This is a genomic window from Ketobacter sp. GenoA1, assembly GCF_003671475.1.
Lineage (GTDB): Bacteria > Pseudomonadota > Gammaproteobacteria > Pseudomonadales > Ketobacteraceae > Ketobacter.
On record NZ_RCHM01000042.1, the window covers coordinates 729,928 to 745,558 of the forward strand.

11 protein-coding genes are annotated in these 15,631 nt (G+C 55.3%); 10 read left to right on the plus strand and 1 reads right to left on the minus strand.

The annotated features are described in order from the left end of the window. Positions 1-58: 58 nt before the first annotated feature. The 10 genes from D9N13_RS17325 to D9N13_RS17370 all read left to right on the plus strand — a co-directional run bounded on the left by D9N13_RS17325 (position 59) and on the right by D9N13_RS17370 (position 14,160). A complete protein-coding gene (locus D9N13_RS17325) occupies positions 59-1,171 on the plus strand; it encodes an FAD-dependent oxidoreductase (RefSeq protein ID WP_290592610.1) in 1,113 nt (370 codons plus the stop codon). Beyond that, the gene (locus D9N13_RS17330) at positions 1,171-3,312 is read left to right on the plus strand and encodes a tRNA(Met) cytidine acetyltransferase TmcA (RefSeq protein WP_290593111.1); all 2,142 of its coding nucleotides are present in this window, start codon (positions 1,171-1,173) and stop codon (positions 3,310-3,312) included. Before D9N13_RS17325 ends, D9N13_RS17330 begins: the two co-directional genes overlap by 1 nt. Before the next feature lie 23 nt (positions 3,313-3,335). Continuing rightward, positions 3,336-6,011: a bifunctional acetate--CoA ligase family protein/GNAT family N-acetyltransferase gene (locus tag D9N13_RS17335; RefSeq protein ID WP_290592612.1), complete on the plus strand. Its 2,676-nt coding sequence runs from the start codon at positions 3,336-3,338 to the stop codon at positions 6,009-6,011. 4 nt (positions 6,012-6,015) lie between these two features. Further along, the gene (locus D9N13_RS17340) at positions 6,016-6,939 is read left to right on the plus strand and encodes a histone deacetylase family protein (RefSeq protein WP_290592614.1); all 924 of its coding nucleotides are present in this window, start codon (positions 6,016-6,018) and stop codon (positions 6,937-6,939) included. Positions 6,940-7,022: 83 nt separating this feature from the next. Continuing rightward, positions 7,023-7,961 carry an alpha/beta hydrolase gene (locus tag D9N13_RS17345; RefSeq protein WP_290592615.1) on the plus strand — a complete coding sequence of 313 codons (939 nt, stop codon included), beginning with the start codon at positions 7,023-7,025 and terminating at the stop codon, positions 7,959-7,961. An 89-nt stretch (positions 7,962-8,050) separates the two neighbouring features. Further along, positions 8,051-9,115 carry an LbtU family siderophore porin gene (locus D9N13_RS17350; protein ID WP_290592617.1) on the plus strand — a complete coding sequence of 355 codons (1,065 nt, stop codon included), beginning with the start codon at positions 8,051-8,053 and terminating at the stop codon, positions 9,113-9,115. Between the two features lie 33 nt (positions 9,116-9,148). Then, complete coding sequence (locus D9N13_RS17355; protein WP_290592619.1) at positions 9,149-10,405, plus strand: imelysin family protein; 1,257 nt, start codon at positions 9,149-9,151, stop codon at positions 10,403-10,405. 57 nt (positions 10,406-10,462) lie between these two features. Then, entirely contained in the window at positions 10,463-11,848 is a 1,386-nt protein-coding gene (locus D9N13_RS17360) for a di-heme oxidoredictase family protein (protein WP_290592620.1), read from the plus strand. Between the two features lie 131 nt (positions 11,849-11,979). Then, positions 11,980-13,050, plus strand: a complete 1,071-nt coding sequence (locus D9N13_RS17365; RefSeq protein WP_290592622.1) for an imelysin family protein — start codon at positions 11,980-11,982, stop codon at positions 13,048-13,050. A gap of 3 nt (positions 13,051-13,053) precedes the next feature. Then, positions 13,054-14,160 carry a DUF1513 domain-containing protein gene (locus D9N13_RS17370; protein WP_290592624.1) on the plus strand — a complete coding sequence of 369 codons (1,107 nt, stop codon included), beginning with the start codon at positions 13,054-13,056 and terminating at the stop codon, positions 14,158-14,160. On the opposite strand, the gene D9N13_RS17375 is transcribed toward D9N13_RS17370, so the two are convergent. Beyond that, positions 14,142-15,524 (minus strand): multicopper oxidase family protein, encoded by a 1,383-nt coding sequence (locus D9N13_RS17375; RefSeq protein ID WP_290592626.1) that lies wholly within the window; start codon positions 15,522-15,524, stop codon positions 14,142-14,144. The genes D9N13_RS17370 and D9N13_RS17375 overlap by 19 nt on opposite strands. Positions 15,525-15,631: the final 107 nt, after the last annotated feature.

Consider the following 15,631-nt stretch of genomic DNA (forward strand, 5'->3'; position numbering starts at 1 on the left):
CCAGTAGTAGTATCTGTAAGTATAGATTTAATCTCAGGAAATCAACGCAGAGAGTGTAATGAATCCCATCAGGATCCTTTTGATTGGCGGCGGCCACGCCCATATAGAAGTGGTGCGGCGGTTCCAGAGCCTGTTTTCGGGGCTGGCCGTAGAGATGATGTTGCTCAATCCGGAGCCGATGGCGGTCTATTCCGGTATGATCCCCGGGGTGGTGGCCGGTCACTACCGAACGGAGGATTGCCTGATCAACCTGCCTGCTCTGTGTGAATGCCATGGGGTAACCTGGAATCCGGGGCGATTCAAGGCGCTGGAAACCGACGCGCAAAGGGTTTTACTGGAATCGGGCGAGAGCCTGACCTTTGATATTCTGTCGCTGGACATCGGCTCTGTGCCGGCAACAGAACCGATGCAGGGAGCTGTCCATGCTGTAACGGTCAAACCGGCTCATCAGTTTTTGCGCCACTGGGAAGCATTTCTTGAACAGGTGGATCGCACCAAACCGCGTACGGTTTCCGTGGTGGGCGGTGGTGTGGCGGGGGTTGAATTGGGATTGGCCATGGCCCATCGAATACAAACAACACAGGGCGAAAGGCCCTGGCACTGGCGCTTGATCGCCGGTGGCGGGCTATTGGAGGGGCACAATCCAATGGTGCGGCGGCGGGCAAAACAGGCGTTGGATGCCGCGGGTATCCATTGTCTTACCCATGTTGAGGTCACGGCCATTCAGGCAGATGGGCTTCAGTTAGCCGACGGGCAGCGATTGCACAGTGACTTCACCCTGCTCTGTACGTCGGCGGTGCCGCCGCAGTCATTATCCGGCTGCGGGCTGCCCTTATCGGAGCAGGGTTATATCAGAGTGGATGAGGATCTCAGGGTCAAGTCGATGCATAACGTGTTTGCGGTGGGTGATATTGCTCATTTTCCCCGGCCGCTGCCTAAAGCCGGTGTTTATGCGGTGAGGCAGGGGCCGGTTCTCGCGCAGAACCTATTGCGGCTTGTGCGCGGTGAGCCACTGCAACCTTTCCACCCACAGCGCCGCTACCTGAAACTCATCAGCCTGGGTGAGAAGAAAGCGCTGGCCTCCCGGGGCTGGCTGTATTGCAGCGGGGCTTGGGTGTGGCGTTGGAAAAACAGGATTGATGTTGGCTTTATGGAGCAGTACCAAAGGTGATGTTGGCATGGCAGGGGCAGTTACAGCAGTTGACCAACAAACTGGTGCACAGTGACCGGCGTTTGTTGGTGCTGGTGGAGGGAGACGCGGACTGGGCACTGGAAACGGTACAGGTTGCTTTGGCGGGGCTGGGTGCAGAATCGGTGTTGTGGTATTCCACGCGATCGCCGGCCGGCGCCTGGACACTGCCGGCCGACCGATATAACCACGAGCTGGGGCGGGAGGCACAGCAGGGCGTGTTTGATGCCTACAGCGGTTTCAATCCCGATGCCCTGGCAGCTCTCTGCGGCAATATTCGGGGCGGTGGTTGTGTGTGGGTGTTGTGTCCGCCTTTGGATGAGTGGCCGCGTTTTGCCGATCCGTTTGCCCGTAAAATCGCGGTGGAACCCTGGGGGGTTGCCAGGGTCCGCAACCGGTTCACGACCCGTGCCGCCTGGATACTGCGGCAATACCCTTACCGCGCCCACCTCTATCAGCGCTCTGGCACCTGTGCGCCGGGCCTGAGTGTCCAGCAGTTGCCGGATTTACCGGTGCAACAACGGCGCGTGGATGATGCCGGCTGTGTGACTGACTGCCAGCGTACAGCGATGGAACTGATATTGAAGGTGATCCAGGGCCATCGCAAGCGGCCATTGGTCATCGAAGCGGATCGTGGGCGGGGTAAGAGTGTCGCCCTGGGCCTGGCCGTTGCCCGTCTGGCAGAGGCCGGCAAGCGCATTGTGATTACCGCACCCCGGGTCGAAAACGCAGAGACCCTGTTGCGGTTTGCCAGGCCCCATCCCGATCGGCCCTTTAACGCTGAGTTTTATGCCCCCGACCGGCTGTTGCAGGTGCTCCCCAAGGCAGATCTGTTGATGGTTGATGAGGCCGCAGCCATTGCTCCGCACCTGCTCAAGCGCATACTGTCCCACTATTCGCGGGCAGTGATGGCGACAACGGTCAACGGCTACGAGGGCACAGGGCGCGGTTTCAGCGTTCGATTTCACCAGCATCTGAATCAGCAGTTTCCCGGTTGGGTAAGGCACGAAATGCGGCAGCCGGTGCGCTGGCAGGAGCAGGATTGGTTGGAAGGCCTGTTGCAGAAACTACTGCTGTTGAAGCCGCAGGGCGCAGACAACATTGACCCTGGCGGGCACCCGTCACTGCAGTTTGGGGAATTCACTTACCAGTGTGATGACCATGCGGAGGCGCAACTTAATCAGCTGTTTGAGTTGTTGATGTCGGCACACTATCGAACCCGCCCCAGTGATTTGCGCAGTATGCTCGATGGTGGCAATGTGCGGCTGTTTACCCTGCGGGACGCCCATCAGGTGTACGCGGTGGCGATGGTGGCCTGTGAAGGCGAGCTTGGCGGGAACCTGGCCGAGCACATCACAGAGGGGAAGCGCCGGCCCCATGGCCAGGTTCTGCCGCAATCGTTGGCGGTGCACCTGGGGCAAGCGCAGGCCTTGGGGATGTGTCACTGGCGCATTGTGAGGATAGCGGTACAACCCCAATTGCAGGGCACAGGGCTGGGCTCCGAGCTGCTTGCACACCTGTTAAGACAGGCGCGCGCGGAAGGTGCTGATGGAATCGGTTCTTTGTTCTCCGGCAGTGCCGCTGTGCTTCAGTTCTGGCACAAGAATGAATATGCCTGCATCAGGGTGGGTTATCAGCGGGAGGCGACCACCGGTGCCCACAGTCTGTTGGTCTATCAGGGGCTAAGTGATGGAGGGCAGGCCATGGTGCAGGCTGCCTTAACGGGGTTCCACGAGGATTTGCCCATCCAGCTGATGCTCACACATCAGCAATTGCCTGCATCGTTGGTATTGCAGCTTTGTGCCCGTCATCACAGCACCGTACCGGCCACTTTGCCAAACCATGAGAGAGATCAACAGGCGTTACAGCGGTTTCTGGCAGGCTATACTCCTTATGAAAACGCCGCAGCCGCTGTCTGGCGTTCACTGTGGTCGCTGCCGATCTCGGGTCTGGCCTGGGATCAGTTGCCGGAGTCGGAGCGCAAACTGGTGATCATGAAGGTGCTACAGAACCATCCCTGGCCGCACTGTATTTCCACGCTGCAACTCACCGGCATCAAGCAGGCCCGCAAACTGCTCAGGCAGGCGCTGGCCCGTGGTTTCCACTGGACTTTATCCAATTGACATTGTTGAACGGCTGAATCTCAATGAAGAAGCATTACCTTACCCATTTTTTTGAACCTTCCACCATTGCCATTATCGGCACCGGTGAGGGCAGTGACTCCATCGAAGCGAAACTGTCCGAACGTTTGAAAGAGCAATTCAAGGGCAAGGTGTGGCTGGTTCATCCACGCCAGCGATCTTTACTGGGTGGCAGCCGGCATTATGACACCATTGATCAGGTGCCCGGACGGGTGGATCTGGCCATTATCGTTACCCCGGATTCCCAGGTTAACGAACAGTTGGATCGCTGTGCCGCGGTGGGAATCGATTCGGTGGTGGTATTGTCGCATTTGGATGACCGGGACGGCTTCCTGCGTAATCAGTTTGTTGAAAGCCTGCGCCGGCAGGCGGATAACCTGGGTATACGGATGTGGGGGCCTGATTGCTACGGGTTTGTCCGGCCCGCGCTGGGCATACGGGCAACCTTGGATCGAGTGGACATCAAACCCGGAAAAATTGCCCTGATATCGCACTCCGGTGCCATCTGTCGGGCGGTAACCGATTGGGCCAATGCCAGCGGGGTGGGATTTTCCACCATCATCTCACTGGAGCAGGCGGCCGGCGTCTATGCCGGTGATATCCTGGATTACCTGGTCATTGATCAGCAGACCGAATGCATCCTTATTTACGCAGAAGGCGTTCAGGATTCCCGCGGCTTTCTCTCAGGGTTGCGGGGGGTTGCGCGCAGTAAACCGGTTATCGTCATGAAAACCGGCCGTCATGGGGAGGTGGCGGGGCAACAGCTTTCCCATACGGGGGCATTGGTAGGCAACGACTATGTGTTCAATGCCGCATTGGAGCGTGCCGGTATTGTGCGCGCCCACTCATTGACGGACCTGTTCCTGGCGGCGCGGGCGTTTCCTATCCATCGCAGTGTGCGCGGTGAACGGATCGGGATCATTTCACACGGCCTGGGGCCGGCCATTATGGCTTGCGATAAAGCCTATGATCTCAATTTGCCCCTGGCGGAATTGAGCAATGAAAGCAGCGCCAAGCTGGCTTCGTTACGCTCAATGGATGCCAGCGTCAATCCGGTTTACAGCAGCCGTTTCGGCCTGAATGATGAATTCATGGAAGCCTGTGAAATCATTGCCAAAGACAAGGGCGTGGATTTCCTGATTGTGGTATTGACACCCCCCCGTGGCAGGGTGGTGGCGGATGTGGACGAGCGCCTGTTCAAAATCCAGAAGGCCAGTTTCAAGCCCATCGTAGTTTGTTGTATGGGAGGCGATAATGTGGCGGTCATTCGACGCTCCCTGCAGGAAAGGGGAATCCCCGTGTTCTCATCCCCGGAAAACGCCGTCAAAGCCGCCAAGTATCTCACCACTTATTTCAAGAATCGTACGTATTTGGTGCAGGCACCGGCGTCCATGGCAAAAGATGTGCACCCGGATATTGAGGGTGCACGCCTGATCATCGAAGGGGTGCTACAGGAAGGGCGTAAGATTCTGAATCAACTTGAATCCCGGGCGGTGTTGAAAGCGTTCAATATACCCATTAATCCGTCCTGGAATACCCATTCCGCCAATGAAGCGCTGGTGGCGGCCGAATCCGTTGGTTTCCCTGTGGTTTTGAAAATCAATTCACCGGACATCAGTCACAAGGTGGATTTTTCCGGTGTATCACTGAACGTGATGAATGCCCAGGCGGTAAGATCTGCCTATAAAAAATTGATGGACGACGTGCAGGAGAAGAAACCCGATGCCCGTGTTGAAGGGGTGATCGTGGAACACATGGTGACATCGGCCGCCAACCGGGAGTTGCTGTTGGGCATCAAAAACGATTCCGTGTTCGGCCCGGTACTGGTGTTTGGCCATGGCGGCACCATGGTCGAGGTAATGAATGACATCGCCATCAGTCTGCCGCCGTTGAATGCCCTGCTGGCCCAGACGCTGATTGATTCCCCCAAAGTGGCGAAGATGCTGGACAGCTTTCGCAACATGCCGGCGGCTAATCGTGTTGAGCTTGAGCGCATCATTCTGCGTTTGTCCGAGATTGCCTGCGAGCTGCCCTGGATCCGGAATCTGGATATTAACCCCCTGGTGCTGGATGATAAGAACGCCATCGTGCTGGATGCGGTGATCGAAGTGGATTATTTGCCACCGGCGCAGAAGCGTTATGAACATATGGCCATTCATCCCTATCCGGTGTATCTGGAAACCAACTGGCAGTTGAAGAATGGCCTGGATGTACGTATTCGCCCCATTCGTCCGGAAGACGCCGAGCTGGAAAAGTCATTCATCGAAAGCCTGTCCGAGCGCTCCCGCTATTATCGGTTTATGCATAACGTTAAGCGGGTAACGCCGGAGATGCTGGCCCGCTTTACCCAGATTGACTATCACCGGGAAATGGCGCTGGTGGCGCTGGTGCAGGAGAATGGCATTTGGCAGGAAATCGGGGTCAGTCGCTACGTAGTGAATCCGGATGGTGTCAGCTGTGAGTTCGCGGTGGTTGTGTCAGATCAATGGCATCGTACGGGCATTGGGTATAAATTGATGGAACTGCTGATCGAAGCGGCCCGCGCCAAAGGCTTGAAGTTCATGGACGGCATTGTGCTGCGGGACAACGTGCCCATGCGCAAACTGGCCAGATCCATGGGCTTTGAGATTCGTGACGACGAGAAAGACGAAGACATCGTATACATCATCAAAAAACTGTGACCTTATGCTGACAGCTTACATTAGTCATAAAGACTGCGAACTTCATGAAATGGGTGCCGATCATCCGGAATCACCCCGCCGCCTGAGTGCGATTCGGGATTATCTGATGGAGCGCCAGGTATGGGATATTCTGCAACACGTTGACGCCCCGAAAATTGAAAAGAAACACCTCTATCGGGTTCACAGCCGTGATTACGTGGACGCGGTGTTCGATCACTTTCCGATGCAAAAAGTTAAGGTACTGGGTGAGGACGTAGTGGCCAACCGGCATACTCTGGACGCGGCCCTGCGCTCGGCGGGTGGTGTCTGCAAGGCAGTGGACCTGGTGATGGGGGGGGAGGTGGCCAACGCCTTCTGTGCGGTTCGCCCGCCGGGCCATCATGCGGAGAAAAACCGAGCCATGGGGTTCTGTATATTCAGCAACGTTGCCGTGGCCGCCGCTTACGCTTTGCATCAATACGATCTAGAACGGGTTGCTATTGTGGATTTCGATGTCCACCATGGTAACGGCACTGAGAACATCCTTCAGTATGATGAGCGTGTTCTATTTTGTTCCAGCTTTCAGCATCCTTACTACCCACACACCGTGCCCGACCAGAACCGATCCAATATTGTTCACACGCCGATGCATGCCGGTGCCGGCAGTGAGGAATTTCGGGATTGGGTATTACAGCAGTGGATGAACAAACTGCAGCAGTTCAATCCCCAACTGATATTGATCAGCGCCGGCTTTGATGCCCATCATTCCGATCCCCTGGCGGATATTTATCTGGATGAACGGGATTATTACTGGTTGACCTGCGAGCTTAAGCAGTTGGCCGAGCATTGCTGCGATGGCAAAATCGTCTCCAGCCTGGAAGGAGGTTATCACCTGGAGGCCCTTGCGCGCAGCGTCTACCAGCATATTCGGGTATTGAGCGGCGTTTAGCGGGCTGTTCACCTCTTGCGCAGCTGGTGGTGCGGTGATAAGTTGCCTGACTTACCAATAAGAATTCCAAAATAGGGGGGATCATGAGCATCAGCCACATGACTTGCTCATCCGGTCGCTTGCCGGTCAGTTTAGTGAATCTGGTATTGAAGTCGCCCATTGCACCAAGCCTCAGCGTTGAGCCGGGTACGATTGAACATTCCAGAAAGAGCATGGATTTCTTCGGCAAAATCATGCCGGTAGCCCGTGGTGTCAAGATTCAATCCATCTCCTACGGGGGCGTGCCCTGCCAGCAGCATCAACCTCGAAAAGCACCCAGCAATCGAGTACTGCTGTATTTTCACGGAGGCGGTTATTGCGTTGGCTCTCCGCTGAGCCATCGTCATCTGATCGCCCGGTTGGCCAAGCAGTCCAAAATGCGGGCCGTGGCTCCGGATTATCGTAAAGCGCCGGAACATACCCATCCGGCACCCATCGAGGATGCCGTGAATGTTTACAGCGCGCTTCTGGAGGAGGGGGTCAAACCGGAAAATATCTATCTGGCCGGTGATTCCGCAGGTGGCAATCTGGTGCTCGCTACATTAATCCGATTACGGGATTTGAGTATTGCCCTGCCGGCGGCTGCCTGCTGCATTTCCCCCTGGACGGACCTATCCATGAGCGGGGAGACCATCGCCAGCAAAGGGCATGTGGATTTGCTGTTGACGCCGGAACTGCTGCGCCAGTTTGCCTCCCATTACAGTGCCGGAGTGTCTGCCGAACAGCGTGGTAACTCCAGCGCGATGTCGCCACTGGCGGCAGATTTGACTGGCCTGCCACCGTTACTGATTCAGGTGGGATCAGAAGAGATCCTGTTGGATGATTCCGTGCGCCTTGCCGAGCATGCCAAGCGGGATGGCGTCGCCGTTGAATTGCAGATATGGGAGAAAATGCAGCATGTCTGGCACTACACTTTCCCCATGTTAAAGGATGGACGGATTGCCATCAGTGAAATTGCTGCGTTCTTTGATCGAAATCAGTAAACGCTAATTACGTGCAGTTGATAACTATCCTCATTTAGGCTAACGTGTTGATCTTTCGGCGCACTACGCCTGCCCATGAGGAGTTCTCAATGAAAGTCACACCACCGCTTGCGCAAAGTGTCTTGGCGATAGCCATTTCCGGAGCGTCTTTCTCAGCCCTTGCTGATGCTGAATTTGAGCGCAGTGTAGAACAGAGGCTGGCCAAGCTTGAGCAGCAGCAAGGCGCCGGCAACAACACTTTATTGGGGGATAAAGTGGCTGTCCGTGGTTTGATCGAAATCGAAGCCTCCATGGGGGAAGGCTTTGATGACAAAAGTTACAGCGACCTGGTGGTTGCCACCGTGGAGCTGGGCCTGTCCGCCGCCATCAATGACCAGGTGGAGGCCGATATTGTCTTGCTCTATGAAGAAGATGAAACCGAGTTCGATGTGGATGTTGCCACATTATCGTTTGCCGATCTTGTAGGCCCGGTGGATGTTTTGGTTGGTAAGCAATATCTGCCATTCGGCCGCTTTGAAACCGCGTTGGTAAACGACACATTGGTGCTGGAGCTGGCCGAAACCAATAAAACGGCAGCCCTGTTCGGATTGGAACAGGATGGTTTTTCTGTAGGGGCATACCTGTTCGATGGATCGGTTGACCGTGAACGCCATGTTGAGAATTATGGCCTGACGGCACGTTTCAGCCAGCACAATTTTCAAGTCGGGTTCGACTACCTGTCCGCCTTGACTGAATCCGATAGTATTTCAGAAATAGTACCCGGCCCCGCCGGCTTGGATAGCGACGATGGTGCTTTCTCCTTTTCCGGCAGCCTGAGCGTTGAAGCGCTTACCTTCATTGCTGAGTACATGTCCGCTGTTGATGATATTGAATGGGCGTTTTTTGAAGCCCAGCCCTCCGCTTTTCAATTGGAATTGGATTTCGCTGCCAGATTGCGTGAGCAGGATGTCACACTCGCCTTTGCCGTTCAGGAAACCGATGATGCCGGTGGTTGGCTGCCGGAACAGCGGCTGTCCCTGGGCGCCTCCACCGACGTGTACGAGAACGTGGTCCTGGCGCTTGAGTTCTGGCGTGACACGGATTATAGCGAAGCCAAGCTTGGCACGGACGAAAAGTCCAATAATATAGTGGTTCAGCTTGCCGCTAATTTTTAATGGTTAAACCTTGAAGAATCAGGAGTATTCGTAATGAAACCAGTAGCTAGGCTCGTACTTGCGGGTGGTCTGTTGGCCTCAGCAACATTGCAGGCAGCGGTAACAGAACAAGGTGTCGTAAAAAACTATGGCGATATTGCCTATGCCGTATTCAGTGATTCGCTGATTACCGCACAATTCCTGCAGGTCAAAGTGGACGCTCTTGTGGAGGCCCCGAGTCAGGCTACATTGGATGCAGCACGCAGCGCCTGGAAGCAAGCCAGAGTACCCTACCAACAATCAGAAGTGTTCCGTTTCGGTAATGGAATAGTGGACGATTGGGAGGGGCAGTTGAATGCCTGGCCTTTGGATGAAGGGCTTATCGACTACGTAGCGGCTTCCAACTACCATCATGAGATGGGCAACGTGGGGGCCAACGCCAACATCATTGCCAACACCTCACTCAAGCTGGGCGGCACCACCCTGGATTTGAGCACCATTACTCCGGATTTGCTGGCCAGCTTAAACGAGCTGGGTGGATCGGAGGCGAATGTGGCCACAGGTTACCACGCCATCGAATTTCTGTTGTGGGGACAGGACCTGAATGGCACCAAGGCCGGTGCAGGTCAGCGCGCTTATACCGATTATATTCAGGGTGACGGGTGTACCCACGGTAATTGCGATCGCCGGGCTCAGTATCTGAAGGCGGCCACAGAACTGCTGATTAATGATTTGAAAACCATGCAGGCACAGTGGGCTCCCGGGCAGCAAAACTATCGTGCCGAGCTCGAAAGCCAAAAAAGTGAAGCAGCGCTTACCAAAGCACTGTTCGGCATGGGCAGTCTGGCACTGGGCGAGTTGGCGGGGGAGCGCATGAAGGTTGCCCTGGAAGCCAATTCAACGGAGGATGAGCACGATTGTTTCAGCGATAATACGCATTTCTCCCACTACTATGATGCCAAGGGAATTGAAAATATCTACTACGGGACCTACCAGCGGGTAGACGGTTCCGTGATCAAGGGTGACTCCATTGCCATGCTGGTTAAAGCGAAAGATCCGGCGTTGGCCAAGGCCACAGACAAACAGTTTAAGCAGACTATGGCGTCCATGCAGGCGCTGGTGGATAAAGCTGAAGCTCAACAAAATGCTCAGAAATTTGATCAGATGATCGCCGAGGGTAATGAAGCGGGGGCCAAGTTGATTCAGGATGCGATCACCGGTTTGGTAGCGTTGACCCGAAAAATTGAGAAGGTGGCTGTGGAATTGGGCGTGGAGAATCTATCACCCGAAACTGCAGATCACGAATTCTGATTGCCATTTGACAGCAGTATGGCAAATTTCCTCGTTAGCAACAGGCCTCTCATTAAAATGTGGGGCCTGCTTTTCTTTTTCCTGTCCGTCTTGTTCCTGCCCGTAAAGGTGTATTCCTTTGGCGTGAATTCAGGCGGTGCCACCAGCGTCAGCAAAACAAACAATGACGCCTTTTCCCTGCCGGCAGCCAACCTGTCATTCGAGCGCCGTCTGGATTTCAGCGTGGGCAACAGTTTCTTTCGCAATCCATGGGTGATCGCGCCGTCAGCAACCACCGCGCGGGATGGCCTGGGGCCGTTGTTCAACACCAACGGCTGCCAGAATTGCCATATCCGCGATGGTCGGGGCCATCTACCACAGGCAGCCGACGATAACGCGGTGTCATTACTGGTCCGAATGAGCATCCGGCCCCATTCCGCCGAACAGGAACAGCGGGTACTGCGGCATGGTGTGATCCCTCATCCCCTTTACGGTGATCAGATCCAGGACTTTGCGGTACCTGGGGTGGATGCCGAAGCGCAGATCCACATCACCTATCAAACGCAGACCGTCACGCTTGCCGACGGCAGCGTGGTGACGCTGCGCAAACCTCATTTAACACTCAGCCAGCTCGCCTATGGCGCCCTGGATGATGATGTTGTTTACTCCCTGCGTATGGCCCCGCCGATGATCGGGCTGGGTTTGCTGGAAGCATTGAATGATGAGCAAATTGAGCAGTTGGCCGATCCGCAGGATGAGAACAACGATGGTATTTCCGGACGCAGCAATCGGGTGTGGGATGTGGAGCAGCAAAAGCTGGTCAGGGGGCGTTTTGGCTGGAAAGCGGAACAGCCATCCTTAAAACAGCAGAATGCCGCCGCCTTCAATGGAGATATCGGCATTACAAGCAGCTTGTTTCCCGCTGAGAATTGTCGGGCTGCGCAGCAGGCCTGCCTGGACGCCCCCAGCGGTGGCAAACCTGAACTGTCTGACAAATTACTTGATTCGGTGACCTTCTACACGGGAAACTTGGGCGTTCCCGCGCGGCGTAATGTTGACGATCCGCAGGTCAAACGGGGTGAAGCGGTATTTGTTGAAGCAGGCTGTGGTGATTGCCACCATGTGGCCTTCACCACACCAACGCTTCCCGGGCGCCCCCAACATTCGGCACAGACTATTCACCCCTATACGGATATGCTGCTCCATGATATGGGCCCGGGACTGGCCGATGATCGGGCCGTGTTTGCCGCCTCCGGATCAGAGTGGCGCACACCGCCGTTATGGGGAATCGGCCTCACCAAAACCGTCAGTGGGTTTGAACACTATTTGCATGATGGCCGGGCTGAATCCTTGTTGGAAGCCGTGCTCTGGCATGGGGGCGAAGCGAAACAAAGTCGGGATTATATTGTCCGAGCCCAACGCACCGAGCGGGAGGCACTGCTTGCGTTTCTTCGTTCACTGTAATCTGGGCAGCCTTAATTTTTTCCAGTTCGATTGGTAACCTAACTATGAGATATCCAGGGGCAACGTACCGTTCTAGCGCAACAAAGTACCTTACTAGCGCAACAAAGTACCGTTCCAGCGCAAACAATATCGTGCACGGGCTTGTGTTGGTGATCACCTTGGCGGTGGTGTCTGCCTGTGATTCCACACCGCCGGAGGCCAAGTGGGTGGCGGCGGTTTCCAAACGCATCGGCAGCGATTATCAAGCGTTGCTGAAAGAATCAGAAACGCTGGCAAGCAGCACTGCAACCTTCTGTGAGCAGCCCGTGGATTTGTCCCCGGCCCGCACACAATGGTTACGAACAATGGACGCCTGGCAGCAAGTACAGTGGGTGCGTTTCGGCCCTATACTTGAAAATAACGATGACTGGAAAATACAGTTCTGGCCGGACAAGAAAAATATTGTGGCACGCAAGGTGGGTCAGCTATTGGAGCGCGAACAAGCCATTGATGCTGCCACATTAGACAAAGCCAGTGTGGTGGTCCAGGGATTGACCGCGTTGGAGTTGCTGTTGTTTGATGACAATTTTTCACAACGCTATGGGGAGAACACACCACAAGCGGAAAAGCAATGTCAACTTTTGCGAGTCACCAGCGAGTATCTGGTGACTACCGTAAACCGAATCAGCGAGGGTTGGCAGGACGACGATTTCCAATCCCGCTGGTTGGCCACGGCCACCACAGGCAGCGACAGCACCCAAGTTGATGCGGAAAGCCAGATTGTGGCAGCCATGCTCAGTCAAATGGAGAAAGTAAAGCTGGATAAACTGGGCGGCCCGTTGGGTTATAAAAACCGTAATCGCCAGCCTAATGGGTATTTTGCCGAGAGCTGGCGCAGCCATTCATCCTTAGCCAACATCCAGGCCAACTTACTTGCGCTTGCACGAGTTATTGATGCACAAGATGGCTATGACTTGCGTCGCTTGTTGGCGCACCATGGCGCGGCGCCACTGGCCGATCAGATTCAGGCGCAAGTCAATAAATGCCTGTCGTTGTTGTCAGACATCGATAAACCTCTGTCAGAGGCCGTCATGGATAGTGCATACAAGCCGCGTCTGGATGCATTGCATCAGGCAGTGGGAGAGTTGAATTCGCTACTCAAATCCGGCTTGGCCCCTGCCTTGGAAATTAAGCTCGGTTTCAATTCCAATGATGGTGACTGATCAATGTTGAGACGTGATTTTTGTAAATGGTCATTGCTGGCGATGATGCCGATTCAATTATCCGCCTGTGCCGATCAAGCCGGCGCCAAGCGTAGCTTTAACGCGGTGTTAAGCGGTTGTGATGATGTGGACGGTAACCACTATATTGCCCAACTGAGCAGCACGGGCGATATCGTATCAAAAGTGGCGGTACCGCAACGGGTGCATGGATCCACCGCCCTACCTCAGCAACGGATGGCTTTGTTTTTCGCCCGCAGACCCGGTAACCATCTCTATGCCATGGATCTGGACAGCGGCGCGCTGGTGAATACCCTGGTAAACGGTGAAGATCGCCATTTCTATGGGCATGGCGTAGTCAGCAACGATGGTAAATGGTTGTATACAACCGAGAACAACCTGGCAGATCTGAGCGGCATTATTGGTGTGTACGCGGTGGATGGAAAGATTGAAAAAGTGGCTGAATTCCCGTCCGGTGGGATCGGCCCGCACCAACTGGCATTGATGCCGGATCAGCGTACTCTGGTGGTGGCCAACGGCGGCATGGCAACGCACCCCAATTCAGGCCGCAAGGTATTGAATCTCGATTCCATGGATCCGAACCTTAGCTATCTGGATGTCACTGATGGCAGTGTAGTGGAATCTCACCGGCCACCTCACCATAAAATGAGTATTCGGCATCTGGATGTGTCGAAGGCGGGTAAGGTTGTGTTTGGTGTTCAGTATCAGGGTGACCTGACCGCAGCGGTGCCACTGGTTGGCACCCATCATCGTGGCGAATCGGTTTCCTGGTTGGAAATGCCCGAGTTCTTTCAATTGCGGGTCAAGCAGTATACCGCCAGTGTAGCAGTGGATGACCACGGTAGAACGGCGCTGGTCAGCTGCCCAAGAGGGAACCTGATTGGCTGCTGGGATTTACATGGCGGGCGCTTCCAGCAGCAACTGGTGAGCCAGGATGCTGCCGGATTGTTTCGCCTGCCTGGCGGTGGCTGGATCAGCAGCAACGGCTATGGTCAGGTCAATCTGGTGGAGCTGCAGCGTAAGCGCGGTGCGATGCAGCGGCCATTGGCCATCAGTGAATACCGCTGGGACAATCACCTTACGGTGATATAGCCCATCAACCCGGTTTTCATGTGTTCGATAACGTGGCAGTGATACATCCAGCGGCCGGGGTTATCCGCGACAAATGCAACCTCCACCAATTCGTTTTTTTGCAATAACACAGTATCGGTATGGTAGGGCTCGATGGTTTTCTGATTCGAGCGCAAAACCGTCCAGGTGAAGCCGTGCAAATGAATGGGATGGCTGTGAGGCGTCACATTGCGCAGGCGGAAAATATACGTTTTGCCCAGGGTCAGTGTAGCCACAGGCTCCGGGATATTGTCCGCTGACATACCTTCCCAGGCCCGTCGATTGATGGTCCAGAATGCGTGCTTGGGTTTGCCTTCCGGGTCAGTGGGCGTGATGGCGCCTTCCCATTCAAAGACAAAATTCAGCTTTTCGGCGTTGGCCAGGTCCGGTGTGGGGATCGGGTTCACCGGCAGGCTGGGGATGTGCCGGGTTGCGCCAAGCCCCGCTGCCGTCGTTTGCAGGGACATCAAATCGAACAGCAGGCGCCCCTTGGCGTTTTTGATGGCAACACTTTGCCCGGGTTCTTCGGGGGCGATAAGAGCAACGTCCAAACGCATGCCCGGCCCCATTTCGTGCTCGGTGAGGGGGATGGGTTGGGCTATGGGGTTGCCGTCAATGGCGATGATCCAGGCTGGATAGTCCGGTATTGCCAGTTTGTACATAACCGTATTGTCGACGTTCAGAAAACGCAATCTCACCAGGGCGCCGGGGGCAACATTGTGCACCGGATTATGCTCTCCATTGACCGACTCCCAGGCGCCGGGCGTGCCCATACGAAATGCGGCACGGGGGCTGGTGAAAGGGGCAAAGCTGCCATCTTCACGGATATGCCAGTTCTTCAACAGCAGCGGGATATCCGCGTCGAACCGGATGGGCTCTGCTTCGTCTACTATTAGTGCCCCCACCAACCCCTTTCCCAGCTGCACCAGGCTGTTCACATGCGGGTGGTACCAGAAGGTTCCCGCGTCCGGAGGCGTAAACCGATACTCGAAGTCAGCACCGGGCGCGATGGGGGGCTGGGTTAAGTAGGGCACGCCGTCCATGGCATTCAGGATACGGATTCCATGCCAGTGAATGGTGGTGGGCTCAGCCAGTCGGTTGCGAAACAGGATGCGTATTTCCTGGTGTTGACGGGCGCGTATCACCGGTGGCGGAAATCCCTGATTGAAGGTCCAGGCCGGGGTGCTGGTGCCGGGAATTAATTCGATGTCGGTGGGCTCGGCGGTGAGGATGTAGTCGTAATCCCCGTTGCCGTCTTCCATGGTGAATCGGGGCAGGCCGGTGCAGCCGCTGAGGGCCAGTCCGGAGCTCAAACCGGCAATGAATGCGCGTCGGGATAGAGGCATGGTGGTACCTTATTGATGAACTAAGTGATGCAAATTTGTGCTCAATTATGCAGATTTTTATCCCTCACTACCGGGCCAAAATCAAATAAAGGGTTCATTTTTCACGA

Bases quoted from the DNA above. Each gene is read 5' to 3' on its own strand.
- D9N13_RS17370 (WP_290592624.1), top strand. From the start codon at position 13,054: ATGTTGAGACGTGATTTTTGTAAATGGTCATTGCTGGCGATGATGCCG.
- D9N13_RS17345 (WP_290592615.1), top strand. From the start codon at position 7,023: ATGAGCATCAGCCACATGACTTGCTCATCCGGTCGCTTGCCGGTCAGT.
- D9N13_RS17350 (WP_290592617.1), top strand. From the start codon at position 8,051: ATGAAAGTCACACCACCGCTTGCGCAAAGTGTCTTGGCGATAGCCATT.
- D9N13_RS17335 (WP_290592612.1), top strand. From the start codon at position 3,336: ATGAAGAAGCATTACCTTACCCATTTTTTTGAACCTTCCACCATTGCC.
- D9N13_RS17360 (WP_290592620.1), top strand. From the start codon at position 10,463: ATGTGGGGCCTGCTTTTCTTTTTCCTGTCCGTCTTGTTCCTGCCCGTA.
- D9N13_RS17325 (WP_290592610.1), top strand. From the start codon at position 59: ATGAATCCCATCAGGATCCTTTTGATTGGCGGCGGCCACGCCCATATA.
- D9N13_RS17340 (WP_290592614.1), top strand. From the start codon at position 6,016: ATGCTGACAGCTTACATTAGTCATAAAGACTGCGAACTTCATGAAATG.
- D9N13_RS17375 (WP_290592626.1), bottom strand. From the start codon at position 15,524: ATGCCTCTATCCCGACGCGCATTCATTGCCGGTTTGAGCTCCGGACTG.
- D9N13_RS17330 (WP_290593111.1), top strand. From the start codon at position 1,171: ATGTTGGCATGGCAGGGGCAGTTACAGCAGTTGACCAACAAACTGGTG.
- D9N13_RS17355 (WP_290592619.1), top strand. From the start codon at position 9,149: ATGAAACCAGTAGCTAGGCTCGTACTTGCGGGTGGTCTGTTGGCCTCA.